Here is a 24,975-nt window from a genome sequence, read left to right as displayed (position 1 = left end):
CCGGCGTGAGCACGCGCGCCACGCTGGGTGCCGCGAAGCGGATCGTGGTGAAGGTCGGGTCGTCGTCGCTGACGAGCCTGACCGGCGGGCTCGACCCGGCCCGGCTCGACGCGCTGGTCGACGCCCTGATGGGGCGCCGCGCCGCCGGCACACAGGTGGTGCTCGTCTCCTCGGGGGCGATCGCGGCCGGGCTCGCGCCGCTGCAGCTGCGCAGGCGGCCGCGGGACCTCGCGACCCAGCAGGCCGCCGCGTCGGTCGGGCAGCTGCTGCTCGCCCACGCCTACTCGGCGTCGTTCGCCCGGCACGGGCAGGGCATCGGGCAGGTCCTGCTCACCGCCGACGACATGATCCGCCGCTCGAACTACCGCAACGCCCAGCGCACGCTGGAGCGGCTGCTGCAGCTCGGGTCGCTGCCGGTGGTCAACGAGAACGACACCGTCGCCACCGCCGAGATCCGGGTGGGCGACAACGACCGGCTCGCCGCACTCGTCGCGCACATCGTCGGCGCCGACGCGCTCGTGCTGCTCTCCGACGTCGACGGCCTCTACGACGGCCACCCGCGCGACCCCGGCACGTCGCTGATCCCCGAGGTCGACGACCCGGCCGAGCTCGCCGGGGTCAGCGTGACTCGTCCCGGGTCCGGGCTGGGCACCGGCGGCATGGCCACCAAGGTCGAGGCGGCCGCGATGGCGTCGGCCGCCGGGATCCCGGTGCTCCTGACCGCCGCCGACCGGATCGCCGACGCCCTGGCCTGCACCGACGACGGGCCGAAGGTCGGCACCGTGTTCCGCGCCGCCGGGACCCGGATGAGCGCCCGCCGGTTCTGGCTGCGGCACGCCGCCGACGTCCGCGGGGCCCTCGACCTCGACGACGGCGCGGTCGAGGCCGTCCGGAAGCGGCGTCGCTCGCTGCTCGCGGCGGGTGTCCACGGGGTCTCCGGCGACTTCGTCGCGGGGGACGTGGTCGAGCTCCGTGCCCCGTACGGCCGCCCGATCGCCCGCGGCGTGGTGTCCTACGACGCGACCGAGCTGCCGCACATGATCGGCCGCCGGAGCCGCGAGCTGCCCCCCGAACAGCGGCGCGAACTCGTCCACGCGGACGACCTCGTTCTGCTCTAGGCGGCCGCAGGGGCACAATGCCCGCATGTCGGCCGACCGCGCCCGTTCCGCGCTGGTCGCGTCCCTGGTCAGCGCCGGCCGGGTGCGCACCCCCGCGGTCCGCGCGGCACTGGAGACGGTGCCGCGCCACCTGTTCCTGCCCGCCCTCGACCCCGGCGAGGCCTACGCCGACGTCGCCGTCCCGATCAAGGTCGACGACGGCGTGACGGTCAGCTCGGTCTCCCAGCCGTCGATGGTCGCGATCATGCTGGAACAGCTGGGGGCCGCGCCGGGGCACCGGGTGCTGGAGGTCGGTGCGGGGGCCGGCTGGAACGCGGCGCTGCTGGCGGAGCTGGTCGGCCCGGACGGAGCCGTGACCACCCTCGACATCGACGACGACCTGGTCGCCGGGGCCCGGGCGAACCTGGACACCGCCGGGTTCGACGACGTCGACGTCGTCGCCGGGGACGGGGCGCTCGGCTACCCGCCCGGAGCGCCCTACGACCGCATCGAGCTGACGGTCGGCTCCACCGGCGTCCGGCCGGAGTGGGTCGCCCAGCTCGCGCCCGGCGGCCGGCTGCTGCTGCCGCTCACGGTCCGCGGCAGCCAGCTGTCGGTGGCGTTCGTCCACACCGCCCCGGGACGGCTGCGGTCGAGCTCGGTGCGCAGCTGCGCGTTCGTCCGGCTGCGCGGGGAGGGCGCGGACCAGGGGGCCGAGGTCTCGCTGCCCGACGGACGGTGGCGGGTGCAGCCCGCCTGCGGCTCCGACGACGCCGACGACCCGGACCCGCGGGCACTGGCCCGCGCGACCACCGGCGAGGGCACCGACCGGCCCGTCGCCGCGGCGGGCACGGTGGCGGACCTGTGGGACGGGCTCGGGCTGTGGGCCGCGGTCGCCGACCCGGGGGTGGTGCGGCTGTTCGGCCCGGCCGAGGGCGGGGCCGCGCCGGCGTTGTTCGACCTCGGTGGCGTCCGCGCGACGCTGGGCCTGGTCGCCGGCGACGGCTGTGCGGTGCTGCTGGCGGCCCCGGAGGCGACGGTGCGGGCCTGCGGGCCGGACGGTGACCTCGCCGCCGAGCGGCTGGCCGGGCTGATCGCGGGGTGGGTCGACGCGGGCCGGCCGCACGCGGCGGACCTGCGCATCGAGGCGGTCGTCCCGTCGCTCGCCGATCCCCGGGACGGCGCCGACAGCGCCACCAGCGCCGCCGGAGCGCCCGGGGCCGGGCCGGGCGAGGTGCTGGTGGACGGTGCGGGTACCCGGCTGACCCTGCGCTGGGGTCCGGCCCACGCCGGGGGCTGAGCGGGCCCCGGCGTGGGCCGACCGGCACGACCGGGCATGTGCCGACCCTACGAAGGTGATCCGGATCCCCGGAATCATCTGCCCTGATGATGCGCGGCCGGTCAGCCGCGCGGCTCCAGGTGGACCAGCGGGATCTCCCGGCTGGTGCTGCGCTGGTAGCCGGCGTAGTTGCGGTACCGCTCCGTGACCTGCGGCCACAGCGTCGCCCGCTCGGCCGGGTCGGCGATCCGGGCGCGCATCGGCACCCGTGGGCCGCCCTGGACGGCGACCTCGACGTCCGGGTCGGCACGCAGGTTGAGGAACCAGGCGGGGTGGCGGTCGTCGCCGCCCCGGGAGGCGACGACGACGTACTTCCCGTCGCCGTGGAGCGGGGCCGTGAGCAGCACCGTGCGCGGCTCACCGGAGCGTCGGCCACGGGTGGTCAGCTCGACGACGGGCATCCCCATCGCCGAGTGGCCGATCTTCCCGCCGGTCAGCCGGATCAGCAGCCGATGGCCGGCGTTCATGGCCTTGAGTGCGAAGTCGGGCGGGTTCATGCCCCGAGCCTACCGACGGGTAGGGCTCGGTCGGTGGGCGTCGTCCTCCACGGGAGACCTCACCCGGCGACGGCCAGCACGAGCGGCAGCACCTCCGGCGCCCCGGCCCGCCGCAGCGCCCGCGCGGCGACGGTCATCGTCCAGCCCGAGTCGACGACGTCGTCGACCAGCAGCACCGGCCCGTCGATCCCGGACAGGTCCGGCACGGTGGCGGCGTCGAGCCCCTCCCACACCGCGGCCAGCCGCCGGGCCGAGTTCTCGGCCGCCGCGGGACGTTCGCCGACGGGGGAGAGGGTGCCGAGCAGCGGCAGCCTGCCGATCTCGGCGATCCGCCGGGCGAGGTGGTCGAGCTGGTGCGGACGGGTCCGCGAGCCGATCCCGACCACACCCACCGGTCGCTGCTCCCAGCCCCACCCGGCGAGCACCCGGACCAGCGCGTCGAGCACGTCGGCCGGCACCGGGTCGTCGCCGCCGGTGACGAGCTCGCGCAGCCGGGTGCCCCACCCGATGCCGGACAGCCGTCCGATCGCCCGGCCGGTGGCGGCCTGCTCGCCCGCGGCGATCTTCCCCGACAGCGGGACCCCGATGTCCTTCATCCCGGACGGCCACATCTTCCGTGGCGCGATCTCGATCCCGGGCCGGGCCAGGCGCTCGGTGGCGGCCTGCTCGCCGTCGGCGGACACCTCGTCGGACCAGACGGTGCCGGTGCAGGTGTCGCAGCGCCCGCACGGCGTCGGGTCCGGGTCGTCGAGCTGACGGCGCAGGAACACCAGCCGGCACTCGGTCGTCGCGATGTAGTCGAGCATCGCCTGCTGCTCGGCACGGCGGGCGGCGTTCACGCGCTCGTGGCGCTCGGTGTCGTAGACCCACTCCCGGCCGGTGGCGATCCAGCCGCCCTTGACGCGCTTCGCGGCACCGTCGGCGTCGAGGACCTTGAGCAGCATCTCCAGCCGGGTGCGGGACAGGTCGACGCGGGTCTCGATCGACGCGGTGGACTGGGGCCGGTCCGACAGCACGGCGAGGGTCTGGCGGACCAGGGGCTCGGGCGGGAACGCCAGCGACGCGAAGTAGGCCCAGATGTCGCGGTCCTCGCGGCCGGGCAGGAGCACCACCTCGGCCCGGTCCAGCGCGCGACCGGCGCGGCCGATCTGCTGGTAGTAGGCGACCGGCGAGGCGGGCGCCCCGAGGTGCACGACGAACCCCAGGTCGGGCTTGTCGAAGCCCATGCCCAGGGCCGAGGTCGCGACCAGGGCCTTCACCCGGTTCTCCATCAGGTCGGACTCGGCGGCCAGGCGGTCCTCGGGATCGGTGCGCCCGGAGTAGGAGCGCACCGCGACCCCGCGCTCGCGCAGGAACTCGGCCACGTCGTCCGCGGCCTGGACGGTGAGGGTGTAGATGATGCCGGCGCCGGGCATCTCGTCGAGCTTCGCCGCGAGCCACGCCAGCCGTCGCGCCGGGGTCGGCAGCCGGACCACGGCCAGGCGCAGCGACTCGCGGTCCAGCGACCCCCGCAGCACCAGCGTGTCCTGCTGGCCGTGCCCCATCCCCAGCTGCTCGGACACGTCGGTGACGACCCGGTCGTTCGCCGTCGCCGTCGTCGCCAGCACCGGGATCCCCGACGGCAGCTCGGCGATCAGCGTGCGCAGCCGCCGGTAGTCCGGCCGGAAGTCGTGGCCCCAGTCGGACACGCAGTGCGCCTCGTCGACCACCAGCATCCCGGCGCTCGCCGCCAGCTTCGGCAGCACCCGGTCGCGGAAGTCGGGGTTGTTGAGCCGCTCGGGGGACACGAGCAGCACGTCGACGTCCCCGTTCGCGATGTCGGCGTAGACCGCGTCCCACTCGTCGGCGTTCGCCGAGTTCACCGTGACCGCCACGATCCCGGAGCGGATCGCGGCGTCGATCTGGTTGCGCATGAGCGCCAGCAGCGGCGACACGATCACCGTCGGGCCGGCGCCGTGGGCACGCAGCAGCGCAGTGGCCACGAAGTAGACCGCGGACTTGCCCCAGCCGGTGCGCTGCACGACCAGGGCCCGGCGGTGCTGGGCGACCAGCGCCTCGATCGCGGTCCACTGGTCCTCGCGCAGCCGGGCCTGCGGCCCGGCCAGCTGCTGCAGGACGGTCTCCGCGCGCTCGCGCAGGTCGGTGCTCGATGCGGTGGTCACGGCACCCATGGTGGACCCGACCCCCGACAACGATCCGCCGCGGGCCGCCGGGGTGTGAGCCGGGCCACCCGTCCGACGCGTGGCGGTCCGGGCGTGCAGGATGATCGCGTGTCGTCCGACAGTCCTGCCCACCGCCCGGTCTTCGGCTCCGTGGCGGACGTGACCGCCCGGCTCGCCGACGCCGGCTACCTGGCCTCGACCGCCGTCGCGACGACGGTGTTCCTCGCCGACCGGCTCGGCAAGCCGCTGTTGGTCGAGGGCCCCGCCGGGGTCGGGAAGACCGAGCTGGCCAAGGCCGTCGCCGCGGCGACGGGGTCCGGACTCGTGCGCCTGCAGTGCTACGAGGGCATCGACGAGGCCCGGGCGCTCTACGAGTGGAACCACGCCAAGCAGCTGCTGCGGATCGCCGCCGGGCAGCGCGGCGAGGACGGCGCGGACTGGGACGCCACCCGCGACGACGTGTTCTCCGAGGAGTTCCTGCTCCCGCGTCCGCTGCTCACCGCGATCCGGCGCACCGACCCGACCGTGCTGCTGATCGACGAGATCGACAAGGCCGACGTCGAGGTCGAGGGCCTCCTGCTGGAGGTCCTGTCCGACTTCCAGGTCTCCATCCCCGAGCTGGGCACCGTCACCGCGAACCGGCGCCCGTTCGTGCTGCTGACCTCGAACTCCACCCGTGAGCTGTCCGAGGCGCTCAAGCGCCGCTGCCTGTTCCTGCACCTGGACTTCCCCGACGCCGACCTGGAGCGCCGGATCGTGCTCACCCGCGTCCCGGAGCTCACAGAGCAGCTCACCGACGCCCTGGTGCGCACCGTGCGGGTGCTGCGGGCGATGGAGCTGCGCAAGGCCCCGAGCGTCGCCGAGACGATCGACTGGGGCCGGACCCTGCTCGCGCTCGGCCTCGACACCCTCGACGACGACGCCGTCCGCGCCACCCTCGGTGTCGTCCTGAAGCACCGCTCCGACGCCGACAAGGCCGCCGCCGAGCTCCGGCTGAACTGAACGGCGCACCTGTGCCGAACGGGCCAATACCGTACCGCTGATCGGCCGTCAAGGTCTTCGCCCCTATGGAGTGAAGATCGGATCGATCGGCCTGCCGGGCGTAACCGGGACGGGTGGCGCGAGTTGTGCCGGTTACACGCTCCCCAGCGACCGGAGGCCCACCGATGACCGCCCTCCCGGAACTGTCCCTCACCGCCCGCCGTCTGCTGCGCGCCGGACTGGCCGCCGGTGCCGCGCTCGCGGTCGGGCTCGCCACCGCCGGCACCGCGTCGGCGCAGGACGGGGCACCGGACATCGACGTGCACCCGGGTGTCATGACCCGCACCGGGCCCGAGGGGGCCCAGTGCACCGCGAACTTCGTGTTCACCGACGGGTCCGCGACCTACCTCGGGCAGGCCGCACACTGTGCGGGCACCGGCAGCTCCACCGACGTGGACGGGTGCGAGGCGGACTCGTTGCCGCTCGGCACCCCGGTCGAGGTCGAGGGCGCCACGGCACCGGGCCGGCTCGCCTACTCCTCGTGGCTGAGCATGCAGGAGCGGGGCGAGACCGACCCGGACACCTGCCTGTTCAACGACTTCGCGCTGGTCGAGCTCGCCCCGGAGGACGCCGCGCGCACGAGCCCCGCGGTGCCGTTCTACGGCGGCCCGACCGGGGTGGCCGACGGCGTCGCCACCGGCGGGGTCGTCTACGGCTACGGCAACTCCTCGCTGCGCCAGGGCGTGCGTGCACTGCGGCCCAAGACCGGCACCTCCACCGGCGCCGCGGGTGGCGGCTGGACGCACACCGTGGTCACCGTCCCGCCGGGCGTGCCCGGTGACTCCGGCTCGGGCTACCTGACCGCCGACGGCCGCGCCCTCGGTGTGCTCTCGACCCTGAACCTGGCCCCGGCACCCGGCACGAACGGCATCAGTGACCTGCGGAAGATGCTCGACTACGCCAACGGCCCCGGCGGTCTCGGCGGCGCACTGCGCCTGGTCGAGGGCGACCGCCCGTTCACCCCGCAGCCGGTGCCGATCGACCCCGCCTTCTAGGCGGAAGCTCCCGCGGTGTGGGACCGCGGTGCACCCCGGCGCTCCGGTCGTGGCTCGGCGGCTCGACCGGAGCGTCGGCGCATGTTCCGACAGTGGCGGGCTGGCCGACCACTCTCGCTGATCACGCGCGCGTCGCGCATGATGGACGGGTGACGATCCCGCCCGCCGCCGCGCTCGCCCCGGAGCACGGCCTGCCCGGGCACCTCGTCGACTTCGTCTCCGCACTGCGCCGCCACCACGTCGCGGTCGGCCCGGGGGAGACCGTCGACGCGGCCCGCGTGCTCGGCGCCCTGGACCTGCTGCACCGCGACCAGCTGCGGGAAGGGCTCGCCGCGGCGCTGCTGCGCCGCTCCGGGCAGCGCGACACCTTCGACGCGCTGTTCGACCTGTGGTTCCCGCCCGCGCTGGGCGCCGGGTCCTCCGACGTCGACGTCCCGCGGATCGACGACGAGTCCGGCGAGGGCACCGGCCCGGTCGACGTCGACGCGCTGCGCGAGATCCTCGCCGACCTGCTGCGCGACGGCGACGAGGAGACCCTGCGCGAGCTCGCCCGCGCCGCCGTCGACGCGATCGGGAACTCCGGCGCCGCGGGCCAGGGCGTCCGCGGGCAGACGGCCAAGCCCAACTGGTCGGCCTACCAGGCGCTGAACGCGCTGTCCCCGGACACCCTGCTCGCCCGGATCCTCGACGGGCTGCGCGAGGAGGGGGACACCGACTTCGTCTCCGAGGTCCGCCGCCGCGAGATCCGCGACCGCATCGCCCGCTTCCGCGACATCGTCCGCGAGGAGGTCCGCCGCCGCACCGCCGAGCAGCGCGGCCGCGAGCAGATCGCCCGCACCACCACCCCCACCCAGACCGACCAGGTCGACTTCCTCACCGCGAACGCCGCCCAGCTCGCCGACCTGCGCCGCACCGTGCAGCCGCTGGCCCGCCGCCTCGCGTCGCGGCTGTCGGCGCGGCGTCGCCGGTCGAACCGCGGACAGCTCGACCTGCGCCGCACGCTGCGCCGGTCGATGTCCACCGGCGGCGTGCCGATGGACCCCGCGCACAAGGTCCGGCGCCCCGGCCGCCCCGAGCTGGTGCTGCTGTGCGACGTGTCCGGGTCCGTCGCCGGGTTCAGCCACTTCACGTTGCTGCTGGTCCAGGCGCTGCGCGAACAGTTCTCGAAGGTGCGGGTGTTCGCGTTCATCGAGCGCACCGACGAGGTCACGCACCTGTTCGAGCCCGGTGCGGAGCTGTCCGGGGTGATGCAGCGGGTGCTGCGCGAGGCCACGCTCACCGCGTTCGACGGGCACTCGGACTACGGCAGCGCGTTCGGCGACTTCCTGGAGCACCACGGCGACGCACTCACCCCGAAGGCGTCGCTGCTGGTGCTCGGCGACGGCCGCACCAACTACCGCGACCCCAACCTGCGGGCCCTGGCGATGATGGCCGGGCGGGTCCGGCACGCGCACTGGCTCAACCCCGAGCCCGAGCGCAGCTGGGGCTCCGGGGACTCGGCCGCCACCCGCTACGGCGAGGTGCTCCCGATGCACGAGTGCCGTACCGCCGCCCAGCTCACCGACGTCGTCCAGGCGCTGCTGCCGGTCTGACCGCCGGGCCACGGGGGCTGACACGCGCGGCACCGTGGGCCTAGATTCCCCGCGTGCAGGAGGTCACGGTCCGGGTCCTCGGCCCGCTCCGTGTGACGGCCGACGGCACGTCGGTCGCGGTCGGCTCGGGTCGCCGCCGCGAGCTGCTGGCCCGGCTCGCCGCGGCCGGTGGTGAGGTCGTCGCCGTCGACACGCTGGTGGAGGACCTGTGGCAGGGCGCGCCGCCCGCGCAGGCGCACGGCGGGCTGCAGGTCCACGTCTCCCGGCTCCGGCGGCTGCTCGAACCCGACCGGTCCCCGCGCGCGGTCCCGACGGTGCTGGTCAGCCGCCCACCCGGCTACGCGCTGGCACTCGGTCCCGACGGGCTCGACGCGCGTGCCTTCACCGACCTCCTCGACCGTGCCGCCGCGGCCACGCCGGACCGGGCCGACGCCCTGCTCGGCGAGGCCCTGGCGCTGTGGGCGGGGCCCGCCTACGCCGAGTTCGCCGACGCCTCCTGGGCGCGTGCCGAGGCCGAACGCCTCGACGAGCTGCGTCAGGTCGCGCTGGAGCGTCGGGCCCGCGCGCGGCTGCGGCTGGGCCGGGCCGACGCCGTCGTCCCCGACCTGACGACGCTGGTGGGGGAGCACCCGCTGCGCGAGGACGCGGTCGGGCTGCTGGCCGTCGCGCTGTACCGCACCGGCAGGCAGGCCGACGCGCTGGCCGTGCTCTCCCGCACCCGGCGGCTGCTCGCCGACGAGCTCGGCGTCGACCCCGGCCCCGGGCTGCGCGCGATCGAGGCGGACGTGCTCGCCCACCGCGACCCGGCCGGCGGCACCGACGCGCCCGCGGTCCTCCCGACGGCGCGGCCACCCGGGCCGGCGCCGGCCGAGCCGCCGGCGAGGACACCGTCGCTGCTCGGGCGCGGGCCCGAGCTCGGCAGGCTCGCGGCCGCCGCGGAGCGGGCCCGCGGCGGTGCCCAGCTGGTGCTCGTCGCTGCCGACGCGGGCGCCGGCAAGTCCGCGCTGCTCGCCGCGTTCGCCGCCGCCGCGACCGCCGACGGCTGGACGGCCGTCACCGGCCGCTGCCCCGAGATCGACGGCGCCCCGCCGGCCTGGGCGTGGCGGGAGATCGTCGACGCCCTCGTCACGGCGCACGACCCGCCCGCCGACCTGGTCGAGCGGCTCGCGCCACTGCGCTCCCCGGCCGGGCCCGGCGGCGCCGAGGTCACGTTCTGGCTGGCCCGGGCGGTGGTGGAGCTGCTCGCCGTCGCCGGGCGGGAGCGACCGCTGCTGCTGGTCCTGGACGACCTGCACCGCGCCGAGTCCGAGACCCTCGCGCTGCTGCGTGCGGTCGTCACCGGCGCCGCGGAGCTGCCCGTACTCGTCGCCGCGGGCCTGCGCCCGGCCGAGGCGGGCGCCGAGCTGCAGGCCGCGCTCGCCGCCCTCGCCGAGCCCACCGTGGACCGCATCGAGCCTGCGCCGATGACGACGGACGATGTCGCCGGGATGCTGGACCGGCACGGGGTGCCCGCCGCCACTCCCGAGCTGGTCGCCCGGATCACCGAACGGACCGGCGGGAACCCGCTGTTCGTCCGCGAGCTGGCGCGCCTCGTCGCCGCCGAGGGCCCGTCCGCCGCGGCCGACGCCGTCCCGGCCGGGGTCCGCGAGGTGCTGCGCCGACGCGTGGCCCGGCTGCCCGCGAGCACCCGCACCGCGCTGGCCAGGGTCTCGGTGCTGGGCCGGGAGCTGGACACCGACGACGCCCTCGACCTCGCCGCCTCCGCCGACGGCGACGACCCGTTGGACGCCCTGGAGCCCGCGGTGCTCGGCGGGATGCTGCTCGAACCCGAGCCGGGGCGCCTGCGGTTCTCCCACGACCTGGTCCGGGACACCCTCTACGGCGACATCCCGCACCTGCGTCGTGCCCGGCTGCACGCGGCGGCCCACGCGATCCTCAGCCGCAGGCGGCCGGACGACCCGGTGCCGCTCGCCCACCACGCGCTCGCCGCCGGGTCCGCCGTCGCTCCGGACCGTGCCCTGGCCGCGGTCCGTGCCGCCGCGGCGGCCGCCGCGGGGTTCGGCTCGCACCGCGAGGCCGCCCGGTTCCACGGCCACGCCGTCGAGCTCGCCGGGCGGGTCGGGACCGGCGTCGACGACGAGCTGGCCCTGCGGTGCGCGCTGGTCGCCGAGCTCGCCCGCGGCGGCGACGGCCACACCGCCCTGACCGAACGCCGGACGGCCGTCGAGCGGGCGCGGGTGGCCGCACCGCAGTGGCTCGGCGCCGCCCTGACCAGTTACGACACCCCGGTCAGCTGGACCATCCGGCCGGGGCAGAACATCGACGCCGAGCTGATCGACCTCATCGAGACCGAGCTCGCGGCGACCCCGCCCGACGCCGTCGACCGGCGGGTACGGCTGCTGGCCGCCCTGGTGTTCGAGATCGAGGGGCACGACGACGACCGGGTCCGCTCGGCCTCGGCCGAGGCGATGGCGCTCACCGCGCGCGGGGTCGACCCGCTGCTGCGCTGCCGGGCGCTCAACGCCCGGTTCTTCGCGGTCCTCGCCCCGGACCTGTGGCACGAGCTGGCCCCGGTGGGCGAGGAGCTGGCCGAGCTCGGCGGCCGGGCCGGGCACGCCGGCTACCGCACGCAGGCCCACCACCTGCAGCTGATGGTCGCCGCCGGTCGCCACGACCTCGACGCGGCGTCGCGGCACGCGGAGGCCGCCGTCGCCGGTGCCCCCGGCGGGCAGCTGGAGTTCACTCTCGGCTGGGCGCACATCTTCGCGGCACTGCGGTCGCTCGTCGCGGGTGAGCTGGACGCCGCCGAACGGGGCTACGCCGTGCTCGCCGACCGCTTGGGCGGCTCCGGGCAGGTCAACGCCGCGCTCATGGGGCTGCTCGGACGGTTCGCCGTCCGCCACGCCCAGGGCCGCCTCGGCGAGCTCGCCCCCGAGCTGGACGCGGTCGCACCGCGCCTGCCGCCGGCCTTCGGGGACTTCCTCGCGCTCGCCCACCTGCACGCGGGTGACCCGGTCCGGGCCCGGGAGGTCTGGGTCCCGGACAGTGAGCTCGCTCGCAGCTACTACTGGCTGCTGTGGACGTGCGTGCGCGCCGAGGTGGCAGTCGGGCTGGGCGACCGCGCCGTCGCCGACCAGTGCCGCGCCCGGCTCCGCCCGTGGACGGGATCGGTGGCGGGGCTGTCGTCGGGCACGATCGCGACCGGCCCCACCGACCTGGTGCTCGCCGCGCTGGAGGAGATGCTCGACCCGGCGGGCGGCGCCCGGGTCCGCCACCTGCACGAGGCCGAACGGGTCGCGACGGAGCTCGGGGCCCCGGTGTGGCGCGACCGCGCCCGGCGGCTGCTCGGACGGGCCGCGGCTCAGGACGTGCCGAACACCAGCGCACAGCGCCTGCGGTAGCCGCCGCGCAGCAGCCGCTCCATCAGCACGACCACCGGCCCGGCCTCGCGACGCATCCCTGCCCACTCCTGCGGGGTGGTCACCGCGGCGATCCGCGGCAGCATGAACCGCAGGCCCGGCCCGGACTTCTGCACCTGCGCGACGACCGCGTCCCAGTCGGCGGCGGGCACGTGGCGTTCGATCACCGGGAACAGGTCGCGCTCCTCGGCGTCGAGGTGCTCGTCGATCTCGTCGCGGACCACGGCCAGCCGGTCCGCGAGCAGCCCCGCCGCCCCCGCCCGGCCGGGTCCCTCCGCCGCGGCGACGACTCCCGCCGCCGCCTCGCGCACGGCGGCCAGCAGCGGGTCGAGGCGGCCGTGGTCGTCGCTGAGCTCGGCCAGGTCGACGGCGTGTCCCGCGTGCCGGGCGATCACCGGCCAGGCGATCTCGTCCTCGGCGGTGTGGTGGCCGTGAATCTCGTGCTCCAGATGTGCCAGCCAGGTCTGCAGCGCGCGGGCGCGCCGGTCCGGGCAGGACGCGCCGTCGGCGATCGCGCGGGCGGCGTCGGTGAGGCGGTGCAGGTCGGCGCGCATGACGCGGTGGGCGAGGGTGATGCCGACCAGGTCGGCGGTACGGGTGTCGCGGGCGGTGGTCACCGGGGGTCTCCTACGGGTTCGGGACGGTCGGTCTCTCGACACCGCAGACCGTGCGCCCACCCGCTGGCCGGGGACTTGCACGTCACTTGCGTCACCGTTCGTCGGGTCTTGACCGGCCGGCCAATCAAGAGTAGACCGGAGGTATCCCCACAGGGACCTCACAAGGAGAAGGTGACTGACGATGGCTGGGACCACTGGTCGTACCTGGCAGCGCTGGCAGGACTGGGCAGCTCTCGTGATCGGTGTACTGACGGCCCTCTCGCCTCTCGTGACGACGACGAACGCCGCCGCTGCGTGGACGATGGTCGTACTGGGCGTGGTGCTCGCCGCCACGTCGCTCTGGTCGCTCGCGGTGCCCGGCTCGGTGGCGAGCGAGTGGGTGCACGGTGTACTCGGCGTGCTGCTGTTCCTCGCCCCCTGGGTGATGGGCTACAGCGCGCTGGCCGGGGCGTCGTGGACGTCCTGGGTGGCGGGTGTCCTCGCGGTCGTCGTGGCGGCCTCGGCGCTGCCCGCGGCGAACGCCGAGCACCGCACGCTCGCCGCGCACTGACCGCGCCGACAGGGCCGACAGGGCCGACACAACCGATCGATCCGACAGAACCGACCGTCCGACAGCCGGACGACCAGGTGAGGGGCCGCGACCCGCAGGGGTCGCGGCCCCCGCCGCGTCCGGGGGAGGATCGCACTGTGGACCACGAGCTCGACCCGGACGCACCCGCCCGGGACCGCATCCTCGACGCGGCCGAGGAGTTGTTCGCCCGGCACGGGTTCGACGCGACGCCCACCTCGCGGATCGCCGAGCGCGCCGGAGTGCCGAAGGGCCTGGTGCACTACTACTTCCGTCGCAAGCCCGACCTGCTCGAGGCGCTCGTCGAGCGGCTCCCGCACCCGGTGCGCGGGGCGGACGTCGCCGTCGCCGGGGACGCACTCGCCGGGCTGCGGGCACTGGTCGCCGCGCTGGACCGGGCGCTCGACGCGTCCTCGGTCCTGTCCCACCTGCTGTGGCGCGAGGCCGACACCCATCCCGTCGTCCGCGACGCGCTGCTGCGCCGCGCCGGTGAGCTGGAGGACGCGGTGCACGAGGTCCTCGCCGCCGGCGGCGGGGCGCCGGACCGGATCCGCGCCGCCGCGCGGCTGCTGGCCGCGGCGATCGGACACCGCTACGCCCTCGACCGGCACGGCGACGACGACCGCACCGACATGGAGGCCGAGCTGTCCTTCGTCGCCGCGGGCCTGTAGCGGCGCTCCCCGGGCGGGTCAGGGCCAGGGGCGCCAGGGGGCGCCGGACTCCTCGTAGCGCGGGACGGTGTGCCTGCGGTCGGCGAGCCGGTGCAGCGCGTGCGCCGTCCACGTCCGCCACCCCAGCAGGGCCAGCACCACCACGATCAGCCCGGCGGTCAGCGGCCCCGCCCAGCCGAGCGGCCCCGAGGCGTTGACCGCGGCTATCACCAGCGGGCCGAGCAGCGCGAACACCGCGCCCGTGACCTGCGGGAGGCGGGCGTCGGCGAGCACGTCGACGGCGATCAGCCTGCGCTGCTCGCCGTCGGGCGTGCCCCCGGACCGCAGCACCTTGCGTGCCGCGGCACGGTCGCGCACCAGCCCCATGTCCGGCCCGCGGGCCGGGGCGACCCGCACCGGGATCCGCGACGCCGACAGCCACAGCAGCACCACACCGAGCAGGCTGAGCAGCCCGCCGACGACGATCGCGGCCAGCAGGTGGTCGGCCCGGGCGTGCACGTCGGTGGTGATCGAGTAGACGACGCCGAACCACACCGCCGCGACCCCCGCCGCGACCCGGCCGAGGATGACGGCCCGCAGCGACGGCGGCCGCACGGTCGGCCACGGCCCGGCCGGTACGACGGCGGTGGCTGCGGCCGCCCGCCCGTCACGCAGTCCGTCGGCCCGGTCGTCGGCCCGGACGTCGCCGCCCCGGCCGTCGGGGCCGTCGGTGCGGACCTCGGGTGCCGGCGGGGCGGGTGGGGCCGCCACCGGGCCGGGTGTCCCCGGTGGCCGCACGGGCGGCGGGGACGCGGGCTCGTACGGCCGCCCCTGTCCGCCGGATGCGGGCGGAGGGGCCGGGGGACCGGGCGCGGGGGAGCGGGGGCCGGCGTCGCGGTCGGCCCGGTCGCCGGTGTCCGGAGCACGCATGGCCGCGACGTTACCCGCGGGTTCGGACCCTCCGGCCGGGGCGCCCGTCCCACGCGACGGATGCGGCCCCCGGCGCGCCGAGCGACCAGAACGACCGCCGACCCGAGCCCGCCCCACACGGGATCCGGCTTCCGGCACGGGGTCCGAACCCGTGTCGCAAGCCGTATCCCGTGTCGCACGTTCGGGACTTGGCGCAGGAGTCGGCATCGTGCTGGGTCAGGTTAGGCTTGCCTTTTGACCTGAGGAGGTTCGTCGTGCCGCTCGCTGCAGCACCCCTGTCCGCCCGTTCCGTGAGCCGTCGTGGCGTCCTCGCCGGCGCCGCCGGCCTGCTCGTCCTCGCCGGGTGCGGCGCCCGGCCGCAGGACGGGCAGGGGGCGGGGGATGCGGTCGCGGAGGGCTACCCGGTGACGGTGCGGCACGCGCTGGGGGAGACGGTCGTCCCGGACCGGCCGCAGCGCGTGGTCACGTTGAGCGCGGCGAACACCGACGTCGCGCTGGCGATGGGCGTCCTGCCGGTGGCGATCCCGCGCACCGTCTACGGCGGCGACGCCGAGGGCGTGCTGCCCTGGGTGCGCGACGCGATCACCGCGCACGGCGGCCCGTTCCCGCAGGTCATCGGCTCCGACGACCTGTCGGCGACGCCGATCGAGCAGGTCGCCGCGGCCCGCCCGGACCTGGTGCTGGCCACGTACTCCGGGCTGAGCCGGGCGGAGTACGACCAGCTGTCGGCGATCGCCCCGACCGTCGCCTATCCCGACGCCCCGTACTCCACCGGATGGCGGGACCAGACCCGCATCGCCGGTCAGGTGTTCGGGGACCCGGCACGGGCACAGCAGCTGATCGACTCCACCGGGCAGCGGCTGCGCACCGCGGCGCAGGGGTACCAGCAGCTGGCGGGAGCCACGTTCGTCTACACCGGAGGGATGGACGCCGGTGCGCTCGGGGTGTTCCGGGCGGGCGACGTCCGCGTCCAGCTGGTCACCGACCTGGGGCTCACCCTGGCGCCCTACGTCGAGCAGAACGCTCCGGGCGGCGGGGAGGTCTACTACACCGTGAGCGGCGAGCTGCTCTCGCGCGTCGAGTCCGACCTGGTCATCGGCTTCTTCGCGACACAGGCCGAGGAGCAGACGTTCCGCACTGCGCCCGGCGTCGAGCTGCTGCCGGCGATGGCCCGCGGCGGGTTCGCCCCGGTCGTCGGCGCCGACCGGGTGGTGGCGAGCTCGGCGCCGTCGGTCCTGTCGATCCCCTGGGTGCTCGACGCCTACCTGCCGATCCTGGCCGAGGCGGCCGCCCGCTCGCGCAGCTGAGCCGGATCCCCCGGCTGCCGTAGTCGACACCTGACTATCGGTTATTCGTGCTGGTGACGCTAACGGGTGAACGGCCGTTGCGGGCCCCGTCCGTCCTCGTTGAGCAGGCGAGACCGTGTGCGACGGTCCAACGATCAACCATGGAGGTTGTGAGATGCGGAAGTCCGTTCGCGGTGCGCTCGTCGGTGCAGCGCTGCTCCCCCTGGCCGTCGCGGCGCCCGCCGCGGCCTTCGCCGGCGGCACCGGCTACGACGAGGGTGGCAAGGACAAGGGTCACTCGAAGCACGAGGGTGACAAGGACAAGGGTCACCACAAGAAGTGGGACCACAAGAAGCACGAGGACAAGAAGCACGACCTCGCGCTGCCGGCCCCGCTGGACAGCGTCGTCGACCTGGTCACCGGTGCCACCGGTGGCGAGCTCCCGTCGCTTCCGTCGCTGCCGGTCGGCTGACCGAACCCGGTCCCGTGACGGGCCGGTCCGGACCCTCGAGGGGTGTCCGGACCGGCCCGTCCGTCGTTTGCGGGGGCGGTCAGATCACGGGCGCCGGGTCCTGCGTCGGCTGGTCCCTGAGGATCGTGTCGCCCTTGACGAACCACGCGACACCGAACGCCAGGATCGCGACGGCCTCCAGCCAGAACAGGGTGTGGAACCGCTCGGCGACGGCGTCGGGCACCAGCGCCGTGTCCAGTGCGGCCAGCACGAGGCAGGCCACGATCGTCGCGCCGCAGACCCGGTAGACGACGTTGCGTGCGGCCTTGCCCGGGGTTCCGGACTCCCCGCGGGTGAACAGGGCCAGGCAGAACCAGGCCAGGCCCGCGAAGAACACCGTCGCCGCGGCCAGGTGCAGGTACCCGACGACGGTCGCCGCCGTCGTCGTCGCGCCGTCGGGCCGGGTGGGCAGCAGGGCTACGGCGATGGCCGCCGTCCCGGTGACGTTGGCGAGCCGGTTGTCCGGCCGGTCGTAGCGGTAGCAGTAGAGGAAGATGCCGACCGCGCACAGCGAGCCGACGAACACGTCGCGCATCGGCGAGTAGTAGTAGCGGCTGATCGAGTCCCGCAGTCCGTCGCCGCCGAGGGCCAGGTCACCCCCCACCAGCACGAACGGGAGCAGGATCCCGATCACGCCGACGGCGCGCCGCAGACCCAGGTAGGACAGCACGGCACCGTCGGCACGCGAGGACATGACGACGATCGTCGCAGAGCCGCCACTCGAACTTTCGTTCGATCCAGCGTAGCGTTCCGGAGGTGGACGTCGGCGGGCAGGCTTCGCTCTTCACCGCCGGGGGTGCGGCCCCGGCGTACCGGCACGAGCTCGCCGACGGGGCGTGGGTCGACGTCGCGGTCGGCTGGGTCCCCGACCCGGACGAGCTGTTCGCGCTGCTGCGCGCGACCGTGCCGTTCCGCGGTCACCGCCGCCGCATGTACGACCGCGTGGTCGACGAACCGCGCCTCACTCACCGCTGGGTGCTGCCCGACGACACGGTGCCCCGCCGGCTGCGCGACATGGGCCGCACGCTGGGGCAGCGCTACGGCCACGCCTTCACTCAGATCGGCGTGAACCTCTACCGCGACGGTGCCGACGGCGTGGCCTGGCACGGCGACCGGGTCGCCCGTGAGCGGCCCGACGCCGTCGTCGCACTGGTCGCCCTCGGTGCGACGCGGCCGCTGCGGCTGCGCCCGACCGGCGGCGGCGCCTCGGTGTCGTTCCCGCTCGCCTCGGGGGACCTGTTGGTCATGGGCGGGACGTGCCAGCGGACCTGGCAGCACAGCGTGCCGAAGGTGGCGCGCAGCGGGCCGCGCATCAGCGTCCAGTTCCGGCACCTGTATCCGGGGATGCCGGCGGGCGGGGGGCCGACATAGTCTGCGTCGATGCAGCGCAAGATCGGCGTGATGGGCGGGACGTTCGACCCCGTCCACCACGGCCACCTCGTCGCCGCCAGTGAGGTGGCGGACCGCTTCGCCCTCGACGAGGTGATCTTCGTACCGACCGGGAGGCCGTGGCAGAAGAGCGCCCGCGACGTCTCGCCCGCCGAGGACCGCTACCTGATGACGGTCATCGCGACGGCGTCGAACCCGCGGTTCTCGGTCAGCCGCGTCGACGTCGACCGCGACGGCCCCACCTACACCGCGGACACCCTCGCCGACCTGCACGACGCCATGCCCGACGCGCAGCTGTTCTTCATCACCGGCGCCGACGCGCTCCAGCAGATCCTGTCCTGGCACAAGGTCGACGAGCTGTTCCGCTACGCGCACTTCGTCGGCGTGACCCGGCCCGGGTACGAGCTGGCCGACGGGCACCTGCCCGAGGGGTCGGTGACGACGGTGGAGGTGCCGGCGATGGCGATCTCGTCGAGCGAGTGCCGGGACCGGGTGGCCTCGGGGCGGCCGGTCTGGTACCTCGTTCCGGACGGGGTGGTGCAGTACATCTCCAAGCGCAGCCTCTACCTGGATCCAGGCCGCTGAACTGGGGTTTCCTCGGCCGGATCCCGCCCGGGACAGATCCGGTACAAGATCGCTCAACGCTGGAGGCGGTCGACCGTGCGGTCCAGCCACGCTATGGCTGCTGCGGTCTGCGAGAGCGCGTAGTCGACCTCGGCGAGGTGCGTCCACGGTTGACCCGAGTCGAGTGCTCGGGCGTGCTCGCGTGTGACGTCGGTGAGCCGTGTCGTGAGTCGCTCGCGTCGCCGGCGGAGGAGGAGGCAGGCCTCCTGTGTGTCGAACAGGCCGACCGGTGCCCGTTCAGTGCCTGCGGTCAGGCAGCCTGCTCCGGCTCCCGGGGCACCGTGTCGTTCGCTCAGATCTGGCGGACGGGTCGGGCCGGATTGCCTGCGACGAGCACGCGATCAGGGACGGCGCGGGTGACGACGCTCCCCGCCCCGACCACGGCGTCTGCCCCGATGGTCACGCCCGGGCAGACGATGACCCCGGCTCCGAGCCAGGTGTTGCTCCCGATGTCGATCGGAAGTGGACGTTCCCAGCCCTGGCGACGGCGGTCGTGGTCCTCCACGGGGTGTTGCGCCGTCAGGAGTTGGGTGCGCGGCCCGATGCGGACGTCGTCGCCGATCGTGATCGTGGCGTCGTCCATGAAGAGGGCGTCGTGGTTGACGAAGACGCGGTTGCCGAGGGTGATGTGGGTGCCGTAGCTGCACTGGAACCGGGGAAGTACGACGACGCCGTCGCCGAGTCGTCCTGCGATCCGGCGGAGGAGTGTCTCGCGTTCGTCGTCGTCATCGGCGCCGGTCGCGTTGAACCGGTCGAGGAGGCGCCAGCAGCGACGTCGGTCGTCGACGAGGTCGGGTTCGTCGAGGTACCAGTCGTTGCGGAGCATGCGTTCCTTGTGCTCTCCCACTCGTCCAATCCTGTGTCCTGACGGTCCTCGGGTACAGATCCGGTACACACCAGCCTCGCCGATGATGTCCGACGGCGACCGGCCTCCGCCGGCGACTCCGCAGATCGGTGGCCGGCCGGTCGGCGTTCCCCTGATGGTCTTGGAGCCGTCGGAGGTGCTGCGTTCTCCCGGGGGCTCGAGTCCGGGTGGTGCTCCTCAGACCTGGGCGGAGCCGCCGTCGACGGCGAGTTCGGACCCGTTGACGTAGCTGGACGCGTCCGAGGCGAGGAAGACCGCCGCGGCCGCGATCTCCTCGGGCTCGGCCAGCCGGCCGAGCGGGACCGACGGCCCCGCGGCGGCGAGCGCGTCGGCCGGCAGCAGGTCGACCAGTCCTTGGGTGTGCGTGGCGCCGGGGGAGAGCATGTTGATCCGGTACCGGCGTGTCCCGGCGTCGTGGGCGAACCCGCGGACCAGGTTCCGGAGCGCGGCCTTGGTCGCGCCGTAGACGGGCAGGAACGGCTCGGGACGCGACGCCGCCGTCGATCCGGTGAGGATGATCGACGCCCCCGGCGCGAGAAGGGGCAGGGCCTTCTGCACGGTGAACAGCGACCCCTTGACGTTGGTGGTGAACATTGCGTCGAACTGCTCTTCGGTGATCTCCCCGAGCGGCGCCACGATCCCGATCCCGGCGTTGGCGACCAGGACGTCGATCCGGCCCGCCTGTTCGGCGACGGTCGCGTAGAGCGCATCGAGGTCGTCGATCCGGCCGACGTCGCAGCGGACGCCGGTGACGCCGTGTCCGAGCTCGGCCTCGACCTCGTCGAGCTGTTCCCGACGGCGGCCGGCGACGAACACCCGTGCTCCCTCGGCGTGGTAGGCCCGGGCGATCGCGCGCCCGATGCCCGCGTTCGCACCGGTCACGACGGCGACCTTGTCCTGCAGAACCGTCACGTCAGCTCTCCGCTCCCGTTGTTGACTGATCGGTCCATAACACCTGATATGGACCGATCAGTCAACAACGGGGGGTGGTCGACTCTCCGGAGCCGATCAGGGCGGGGGCAGCAGTCCCTGGAGCAGGGTCCCGGCCATGGTCGACAGGATGGCCGGGTCCTGGCCGACCCGGCCGAGGACCAGGAGGCCGAGTTGCCCGGCGAGCACCGCGTGGGCGGTCTCCTCGGGGTCGACGTGGGGGGTGACGTCGCCCTCGCGCTGCGCTCGTCGTACGGCTTCGGCCAGCAGGGTCGTCGTCGCGGCGTAGCTGCGCCGGGCCTCGGCGGCCACCTCGGCCACGTCGGTGGACAGCTCCATCGCGGTGTTGGCGAGCAGGCAGCCCCGCCGTGCCTCCGCTCCGTCGGGATCGCGCAGTGGGCCGGTCACGAAGTCACGAACGACGTCGACGGCGCGGTCGCTCTGCTCCAGACGGGTGCGCAGCATCGCGTCGTTGGCGTCGTCGTACTCGCGCAGCACGCGCAGGAACAGGCTCCGCTTGTCCCCGAACGCCCCGTACAGGCTTCCCTTGCCGAGGCCGCTGGCGGCCAGGAGGTCGTCGAGCGAGGTACCTGCGTACCCCTTGTCCCAGAACGCCGCCTGCACGGATGACAGGACCCGCTTCTCGTCGAACTGGCGGGGACGCGGCATGACGCGATGCTACCGATTCTGGACCGATCGGTTCACCATCGGAACGGTGTACCGGCCGGTGGGCCGGGGGTCGTCGTCGGTCACAGCGTACGGACGAGGTGGGTCGGGGTCCCGGGGCTGCACGGAAACTGGGGCGTCGCATGCCTCTCGTTGCGGAGCATGGGCTCCCGGTATCCCCGTGCAGCGTCCGAACTCAGACCCGCTGCAGCTCCAGCACCGGGATGATCCGCTCCGTCGAGCGCTGGTACTCGCCGAACTGCGGCTCCAGCGCGACCTGGCGGGCGTAGACCTCGTCCCGCTCGGGACCGGTGACCTCCCGCACCCGCACGGGTAGGGTCTCCGTGCCGAGCTCGACGCGGGTGTCGGGGTTCGCCAGGAGGTTGTGGTACCAGTCCGGGTTGGTGTCGGCGCCGCCCTTGCTGGCGAAGATGAAGATCCGCTCGCCGTCGAGGAGCGGGACCAGGGGCGCGATCCGCTCGGTGCCGGACCGGGCTCCCGTGTGGTGGACCAGCACGAGCGGCTTGCCCTCGAACATGCCGCCCGCTCGTCCTCCGGTCGCCCGGAACTCCTCGATCACGGCGCGGTTCATCGCCGCGAGGTCGAACGGGGCCGACGCGTCACTCATCTCGTGCTCCTCCAGGAGGTGTCCGGTGCCGTCCGGCACCGCTGGGGTCAACCTCGCCCCGTCGTCGGCCATTCCGGCGGGCCTCGCCCCGGTCGACGGGCCCGGCCGCGCCGGGTACCCAGGACCTGTGGAGTCCTTCGAGTTCGTCCGCCTGTCCGACGGGCTCGTGTACCGGTTCCACCGCGAGGCGGCCGACACGAACGGGCGGCCGGTCTACCGGCGGGCGGACGGGGTCGTGTGGTGCCGGTGGCTCGACGGTGCAGGCTGGTGCGTCGTCGACGGCGAGGACCGGAGGAACGGGTGGCCGGTCGGCGGTTCGCCGGACGGCACCACGACCCCGCCGGCGACGCGCTGGTACAGCGAGAAGGCGGGGCGGGGACACCTCTACGAGCTGCGTCCCGGTCAGTAGCCGGGTAGCGGTGCCGGAGGTGCGGGCACCGCTACCCGGCGGCCTCCATCGCCACGTCCGCCACGTCGCTGCCGCGCCAGGTGTCGGCCAGCTCCTGCATCGGCATCCCGAGCGCCTCGGCGAGGCAGGCGATCGTCCCGAACCCCGGGCTCGGCAGGCGTCCGGTCTCGATCTTGCGCAGGGTCTCGGGGGAGACCCCGGCGGCCCGGGCGAGCTCGACGGGGTCGCGGTCGCCCCGGGCCCGGCGCAGCAGCGCACCCAGACGGCGACCGGCGTCGATCTGCTCGGGCGTGAGGGGGTGGCGGACCATGGGACGAGACTAAGGTCGGTATTACTGTACCGGCAAGCGTTGGCGCTCCGGTATAGTAATACCGTGATCGAACTGAAGACGCCGGCCGAGATCGACCGGATGCACACGACCGGCCGGTTCGTCGCCGAGGTGCTCACCGAGGTCGGCCGGATCGCCGACGTCGGCGTGAACCTCCTCGACATCGAGCTGCACGTGCGCGGCATGCTCGCCGAGCGCGGCGCCGAGTCCTGCTACTGGGACTACGCCCCGTCCTTCGGGCGCGGCCCGTTCCGCAACGTCATCTGCCTCTCGGTCAACGACGCCGTGCTGCACGGGCTCCCGCACGACTACGTCCTGCGCGACGGCGACGTCCTCAGTGCCGACATCGCCGTCAGCATCGACGGCTGGGTCGCCGACTCCGCCCGGACGATCATCGTCGGCACCACGGCCGACGAGGGCGACCGACGTGTCATCCGTGCCACCGAGGACGCCCTGGAGGCCGCGATCGACGCGGCCCGGCCGGGCAACCGGCTCGGCGACATCTCCGCCGCCATCGGTGGGGTCGCCCGCGACTACGGCTACCCCGTCAACACCGAGTTCGGTGGGCACGACCTCGGCCGCACCATGCACGGCGACATCCACATCCCGAACACCGGTCGGGCCGGTCGCGGCCTCACGCTGCGACCGGGGCTGACGCTCGCGCTCGAACCCTGGTTCGCACGGACCACCGACCGGATCGTGTTCGACCCCGACGGCTGGACCATCCGCTCCGCCGACGGCTCGCGCACCGCGCACTCCGAGCACACCGTCGCGATCACCGAGGACGGCCCCCGGGTGCTGACCCGGCGCGGGCAGGACTGACCGACCGGGCAGTCCCGGGCGTCTCACCGGTGTTCACCGACCTCTCCGGCCGGCCGCTGCTGATGACCGTACGTGACGGACCGTCGGGCTCAGGTCGACGCACCGTGATACCGGTGGAAGTACGCGCGGCACCGTCCGCGACATCGATCTTGTTGCGGCACACGAGAGTTGGGAGCTCAGTGCCCACGACCCGACTTCGCGCGTTACCACCATGTGAACTCCGATGACCTGACCATGCCGATCCTCGACCGCGCCCAGCTCGCCGAGCTGCGCCGCAGCACCGGTCCGGCGCCCGCCGAGCCGCCACCGAACGCCGGGGCCTGGCTGCTGATGATGATGCTGGGGCTCGGCATCGTCGTGACGATGCTGGTGCTCGTCGTCGCCTGGAGCTGATCCCCGCCCGGACGGGATCTTGTGCCGCGCGTCACAAAGGTGAAGAGTCGCTCCGGTCCGCGTCTTCGACGGAGCAGGAGCGTGACAGAGCAGTGACGACCGTGACGACAGCGCAGCCGGCCGCGATCGAGAATCCCTTCTACACCCACGAGTTCCATGGCGACTACGAGCTGATCAGCGTCGGCGAGTTCGCGCTGGAGGAGGGCGGGGTGATCCCCGACCTGCAGCTCGCGGTCGCCACCTTCGGCACGCTGAACGCGGCGAAGGACAACGCGATCCTGGTGACGACCTGGTACTCGGGGACGCACCAGATCTTCCGCGACGTCTACATCGGCCCGGACCACGCGTTGAACCCGGAGCGGTACTTCATCGTCGTGGTCAACCAGATCGGCAACGGTCTGTCGACCAGCCCGCACAACGCCTCGGGCGCGAACGCCGGCATCGCGATGTCGAACTTCCCGCACGTCCGGATCGGCGACGACGTCCGCGCCCAGGAGCAGCTGCTGCGCGAGCACTACGGGATCGACCGGCTCGCGCTCGTCGTCGGCGGATCGATGGGTGCGCAGCAGACCTACGAGTGGATGGTGCGGTTCCCGGACAAGGTGCGCCGTGCCGCGCCGATCGCCGGGACCGCGCAGAACACCCCGCACGACTTCCTCTACACGAAGGCCCTGGTCGAGGCGATCACCTCCGACCCGGGCTGGAACGGCGGGAACTACGCGAGCAACGCCGACGTCGAGGCCGGGCTGCGGCGCCACGCCGGCATCTGGGCGGTCATGGGCTTCTCCACCGAGTTCTGGAAGCAGGAGGTCTGGCGCGCCCTGGAGTTCGACTCCAAGGAGGCCTTCATGGCGCGCTTCCTGGAGCCGTACTTCACCGCGATGGACCCCAACGACCTGCTCTGCATGGCGTGGAAGTGGCAGCGCGGCGACGTCGCCCGCCACACCGGCGGGAACCTCGCCGAGGCACTCGGTCGCAACGAGGCCGTCACCCGGGTCATCCCGATCAACGAGGACATGTTCTTCCCGGTCCGCGACCACGAGGCCGAGCTGGAGCTGACCCCGCACGCGACGATCCGCGTCGTCGACGACCTGCTCGGGCACCTCGCCCTGTTCGGTGTCGCGCCCACCTACATGCCGCAGATCGACCAGTACCTGCAGGAGCTGCTCGACAGCCCGGCGTGACCGCGGGCCCGGGCCGTCCCCGACCCGCCCGTT

General features: G+C 74.3%; 26 protein-coding genes. 16 read left to right on the top strand and 10 right to left on the bottom strand.

Annotated features, from left to right (window positions below; genetic code table 11):
• The first annotated feature begins 5 nt into the window (after nt 1-5).
• Together proB and Ae505Ps2_RS25080 are read left to right on the top strand one after the other, a co-directional pair.
• Entirely contained in the window at nt 6-1,118 is a 1,113-nt protein-coding gene (gene proB, locus Ae505Ps2_RS25085) for a glutamate 5-kinase (RefSeq protein WP_075311311.1), read from the top strand.
• A 25-nt stretch (nt 1,119-1,143) separates the two neighbouring features.
• The gene (locus Ae505Ps2_RS25080) at nt 1,144-2,397 is read left to right on the top strand and encodes a methyltransferase domain-containing protein (protein ID WP_075311313.1); all 1,254 of its coding nucleotides are present in this window, start codon (nt 1,144-1,146) and stop codon (nt 2,395-2,397) included.
• Between the two features lie 101 nt (nt 2,398-2,498).
• Here Ae505Ps2_RS25080 and Ae505Ps2_RS25075 read toward each other — a convergent pair whose 3' ends face one another.
• Nucleotides 2,499-2,933, bottom strand: coding sequence for a nitroreductase/quinone reductase family protein (locus tag Ae505Ps2_RS25075; protein WP_075311315.1), 435 nt, complete (start codon nt 2,931-2,933; stop codon nt 2,499-2,501).
• A 59-nt stretch (nt 2,934-2,992) separates the two neighbouring features.
• Nucleotides 2,993-5,104, bottom strand: coding sequence for a RecQ family ATP-dependent DNA helicase (locus Ae505Ps2_RS25070; RefSeq protein ID WP_075311317.1), 2,112 nt, complete (start codon nt 5,102-5,104; stop codon nt 2,993-2,995).
• 99 nt (nt 5,105-5,203) lie between these two features.
• On the opposite strand from Ae505Ps2_RS25070, the gene Ae505Ps2_RS25065 reads away from it, so the two are divergent.
• The 4 genes from Ae505Ps2_RS25065 (at nt 5,204) to Ae505Ps2_RS25050 (ending at nt 12,124) form a co-directional block, all read left to right on the top strand.
• Nucleotides 5,204-6,097, top strand: coding sequence for a MoxR family ATPase (locus Ae505Ps2_RS25065; RefSeq protein WP_075554046.1), 894 nt, complete (start codon nt 5,204-5,206; stop codon nt 6,095-6,097).
• Between the two features lie 164 nt (nt 6,098-6,261).
• Nucleotides 6,262-7,131, top strand: a complete 870-nt coding sequence (locus tag Ae505Ps2_RS25060) for a hypothetical protein (RefSeq protein ID WP_084786426.1) — start codon at nt 6,262-6,264, stop codon at nt 7,129-7,131.
• 149 nt (nt 7,132-7,280) lie between these two features.
• On the top strand, nt 7,281-8,723 hold the full coding sequence (locus Ae505Ps2_RS25055; protein WP_075311321.1) for a VWA domain-containing protein: 1,443 nt from the start codon (nt 7,281-7,283) through the stop codon (nt 8,721-8,723).
• A 53-nt stretch (nt 8,724-8,776) separates the two neighbouring features.
• Nucleotides 8,777-12,124, top strand: a complete 3,348-nt coding sequence (locus Ae505Ps2_RS25050) for a BTAD domain-containing putative transcriptional regulator (RefSeq protein ID WP_212567669.1) — start codon at nt 8,777-8,779, stop codon at nt 12,122-12,124.
• On the opposite strand, the gene Ae505Ps2_RS25045 is transcribed toward Ae505Ps2_RS25050, so the two are convergent.
• The gene (locus Ae505Ps2_RS25045; protein WP_083702285.1) at nt 12,085-12,759 is read right to left on the bottom strand and encodes a hemerythrin domain-containing protein; all 675 of its coding nucleotides are present in this window, start codon (nt 12,757-12,759) and stop codon (nt 12,085-12,087) included. The two genes, Ae505Ps2_RS25050 and Ae505Ps2_RS25045, sit on opposite strands and share 40 nt — an antisense overlap.
• A 181-nt stretch (nt 12,760-12,940) precedes the next feature.
• Here Ae505Ps2_RS25045 and Ae505Ps2_RS25040 point away from each other — a divergent pair, with 181 nt between their 5' ends.
• Together Ae505Ps2_RS25040 and Ae505Ps2_RS25035 are read left to right on the top strand one after the other, a co-directional pair.
• Nucleotides 12,941-13,309 (top strand): SPW repeat protein, encoded by a 369-nt coding sequence (locus Ae505Ps2_RS25040; RefSeq protein ID WP_043281558.1) that lies wholly within the window; start codon nt 12,941-12,943, stop codon nt 13,307-13,309.
• A 137-nt stretch (nt 13,310-13,446) separates the two neighbouring features.
• On the top strand, nt 13,447-13,998 hold the full coding sequence (locus Ae505Ps2_RS25035) for a TetR/AcrR family transcriptional regulator (RefSeq protein WP_075333150.1): 552 nt from the start codon (nt 13,447-13,449) through the stop codon (nt 13,996-13,998).
• Nucleotides 13,999-14,016: 18 nt separating this feature from the next.
• Here Ae505Ps2_RS25035 and Ae505Ps2_RS25030 read toward each other — a convergent pair whose 3' ends face one another.
• A complete protein-coding gene (locus Ae505Ps2_RS25030) occupies nt 14,017-14,907 on the bottom strand; it encodes a hypothetical protein (protein ID WP_075554045.1) in 891 nt (296 codons plus the stop codon).
• Nucleotides 14,908-15,161: 254 nt separating this feature from the next.
• Between Ae505Ps2_RS25030 and Ae505Ps2_RS25025 the strand changes: the two genes are divergently transcribed.
• Nucleotides 15,162-16,214, top strand: coding sequence for an ABC transporter substrate-binding protein (locus tag Ae505Ps2_RS25025; protein ID WP_170917086.1), 1,053 nt, complete (start codon nt 15,162-15,164; stop codon nt 16,212-16,214).
• A gap of 154 nt (nt 16,215-16,368) precedes the next feature.
• On the top strand, nt 16,369-16,665 hold the full coding sequence (locus Ae505Ps2_RS25020) for a hypothetical protein (RefSeq protein WP_020627074.1): 297 nt from the start codon (nt 16,369-16,371) through the stop codon (nt 16,663-16,665).
• Between the two features lie 79 nt (nt 16,666-16,744).
• Here Ae505Ps2_RS25020 and Ae505Ps2_RS25015 read toward each other — a convergent pair whose 3' ends face one another.
• On the bottom strand, nt 16,745-17,398 hold the full coding sequence (locus tag Ae505Ps2_RS25015) for a hypothetical protein (protein WP_075311329.1): 654 nt from the start codon (nt 17,396-17,398) through the stop codon (nt 16,745-16,747).
• A gap of 62 nt (nt 17,399-17,460) precedes the next feature.
• Here Ae505Ps2_RS25015 and Ae505Ps2_RS25010 point away from each other — a divergent pair, with 62 nt between their 5' ends.
• A complete protein-coding gene (locus Ae505Ps2_RS25010) occupies nt 17,461-18,075 on the top strand; it encodes an alpha-ketoglutarate-dependent dioxygenase AlkB (RefSeq protein ID WP_075311331.1) in 615 nt (204 codons plus the stop codon).
• A gap of 9 nt (nt 18,076-18,084) precedes the next feature.
• A complete protein-coding gene (nadD, locus tag Ae505Ps2_RS25005; RefSeq protein WP_075311333.1) occupies nt 18,085-18,678 on the top strand; it encodes a nicotinate-nucleotide adenylyltransferase in 594 nt (197 codons plus the stop codon).
• A 331-nt stretch (nt 18,679-19,009) separates the two neighbouring features.
• Here nadD and Ae505Ps2_RS25000 read toward each other — a convergent pair whose 3' ends face one another.
• The 4 genes from Ae505Ps2_RS25000 to Ae505Ps2_RS24985 form a co-directional block, all read right to left on the bottom strand.
• Nucleotides 19,010-19,564, bottom strand: coding sequence for a sugar O-acetyltransferase (locus Ae505Ps2_RS25000; protein WP_075311335.1), 555 nt, complete (start codon nt 19,562-19,564; stop codon nt 19,010-19,012).
• Between the two features lie 195 nt (nt 19,565-19,759).
• Complete coding sequence (locus Ae505Ps2_RS24995) at nt 19,760-20,494, bottom strand: SDR family oxidoreductase (protein WP_075554044.1); 735 nt, start codon at nt 20,492-20,494, stop codon at nt 19,760-19,762.
• Between the two features lie 96 nt (nt 20,495-20,590).
• Nucleotides 20,591-21,181, bottom strand: coding sequence for a TetR/AcrR family transcriptional regulator (locus Ae505Ps2_RS24990; protein ID WP_075311339.1), 591 nt, complete (start codon nt 21,179-21,181; stop codon nt 20,591-20,593).
• Nucleotides 21,182-21,374: 193 nt separating this feature from the next.
• Nucleotides 21,375-21,806 carry a nitroreductase/quinone reductase family protein gene (locus Ae505Ps2_RS24985; RefSeq protein ID WP_043281432.1) on the bottom strand — a complete coding sequence of 144 codons (432 nt, stop codon included), beginning with the start codon at nt 21,804-21,806 and terminating at the stop codon, nt 21,375-21,377.
• Nucleotides 21,807-21,831: 25 nt separating this feature from the next.
• Here Ae505Ps2_RS24985 and Ae505Ps2_RS24980 point away from each other — a divergent pair, with 25 nt between their 5' ends.
• Complete coding sequence (locus Ae505Ps2_RS24980; protein WP_083702287.1) at nt 21,832-22,215, top strand: hypothetical protein; 384 nt, start codon at nt 21,832-21,834, stop codon at nt 22,213-22,215.
• Nucleotides 22,216-22,246: 31 nt separating this feature from the next.
• On the opposite strand, the gene Ae505Ps2_RS24975 is transcribed toward Ae505Ps2_RS24980, so the two are convergent.
• On the bottom strand, nt 22,247-22,525 hold the full coding sequence (locus Ae505Ps2_RS24975; RefSeq protein ID WP_020627088.1) for a helix-turn-helix transcriptional regulator: 279 nt from the start codon (nt 22,523-22,525) through the stop codon (nt 22,247-22,249).
• A gap of 63 nt (nt 22,526-22,588) precedes the next feature.
• On the opposite strand from Ae505Ps2_RS24975, the gene map reads away from it, so the two are divergent.
• From map to Ae505Ps2_RS24960, 3 genes are all read left to right on the top strand, one after another.
• Nucleotides 22,589-23,365 carry a type I methionyl aminopeptidase gene (gene map / locus Ae505Ps2_RS24970; protein ID WP_020627089.1) on the top strand — a complete coding sequence of 259 codons (777 nt, stop codon included), beginning with the start codon at nt 22,589-22,591 and terminating at the stop codon, nt 23,363-23,365.
• 234 nt (nt 23,366-23,599) lie between these two features.
• Nucleotides 23,600-23,758: a hypothetical protein gene (locus tag Ae505Ps2_RS32160; RefSeq protein WP_158071467.1), complete on the top strand. Its 159-nt coding sequence runs from the start codon at nt 23,600-23,602 to the stop codon at nt 23,756-23,758.
• A gap of 101 nt (nt 23,759-23,859) precedes the next feature.
• Nucleotides 23,860-24,942, top strand: coding sequence for an alpha/beta fold hydrolase (locus tag Ae505Ps2_RS24960; RefSeq protein ID WP_249265347.1), 1,083 nt, complete (start codon nt 23,860-23,862; stop codon nt 24,940-24,942).
• Nucleotides 24,943-24,975: the final 33 nt, after the last annotated feature.

This window comes from Pseudonocardia sp. Ae505_Ps2, assembly GCF_001932425.1.
GTDB lineage: Bacteria > Actinomycetota > Actinomycetes > Mycobacteriales > Pseudonocardiaceae > Pseudonocardia.
Note: the sequence above shows the minus strand (reverse complement) of the source record. Positions and strands in the feature narration are given on the sequence as shown.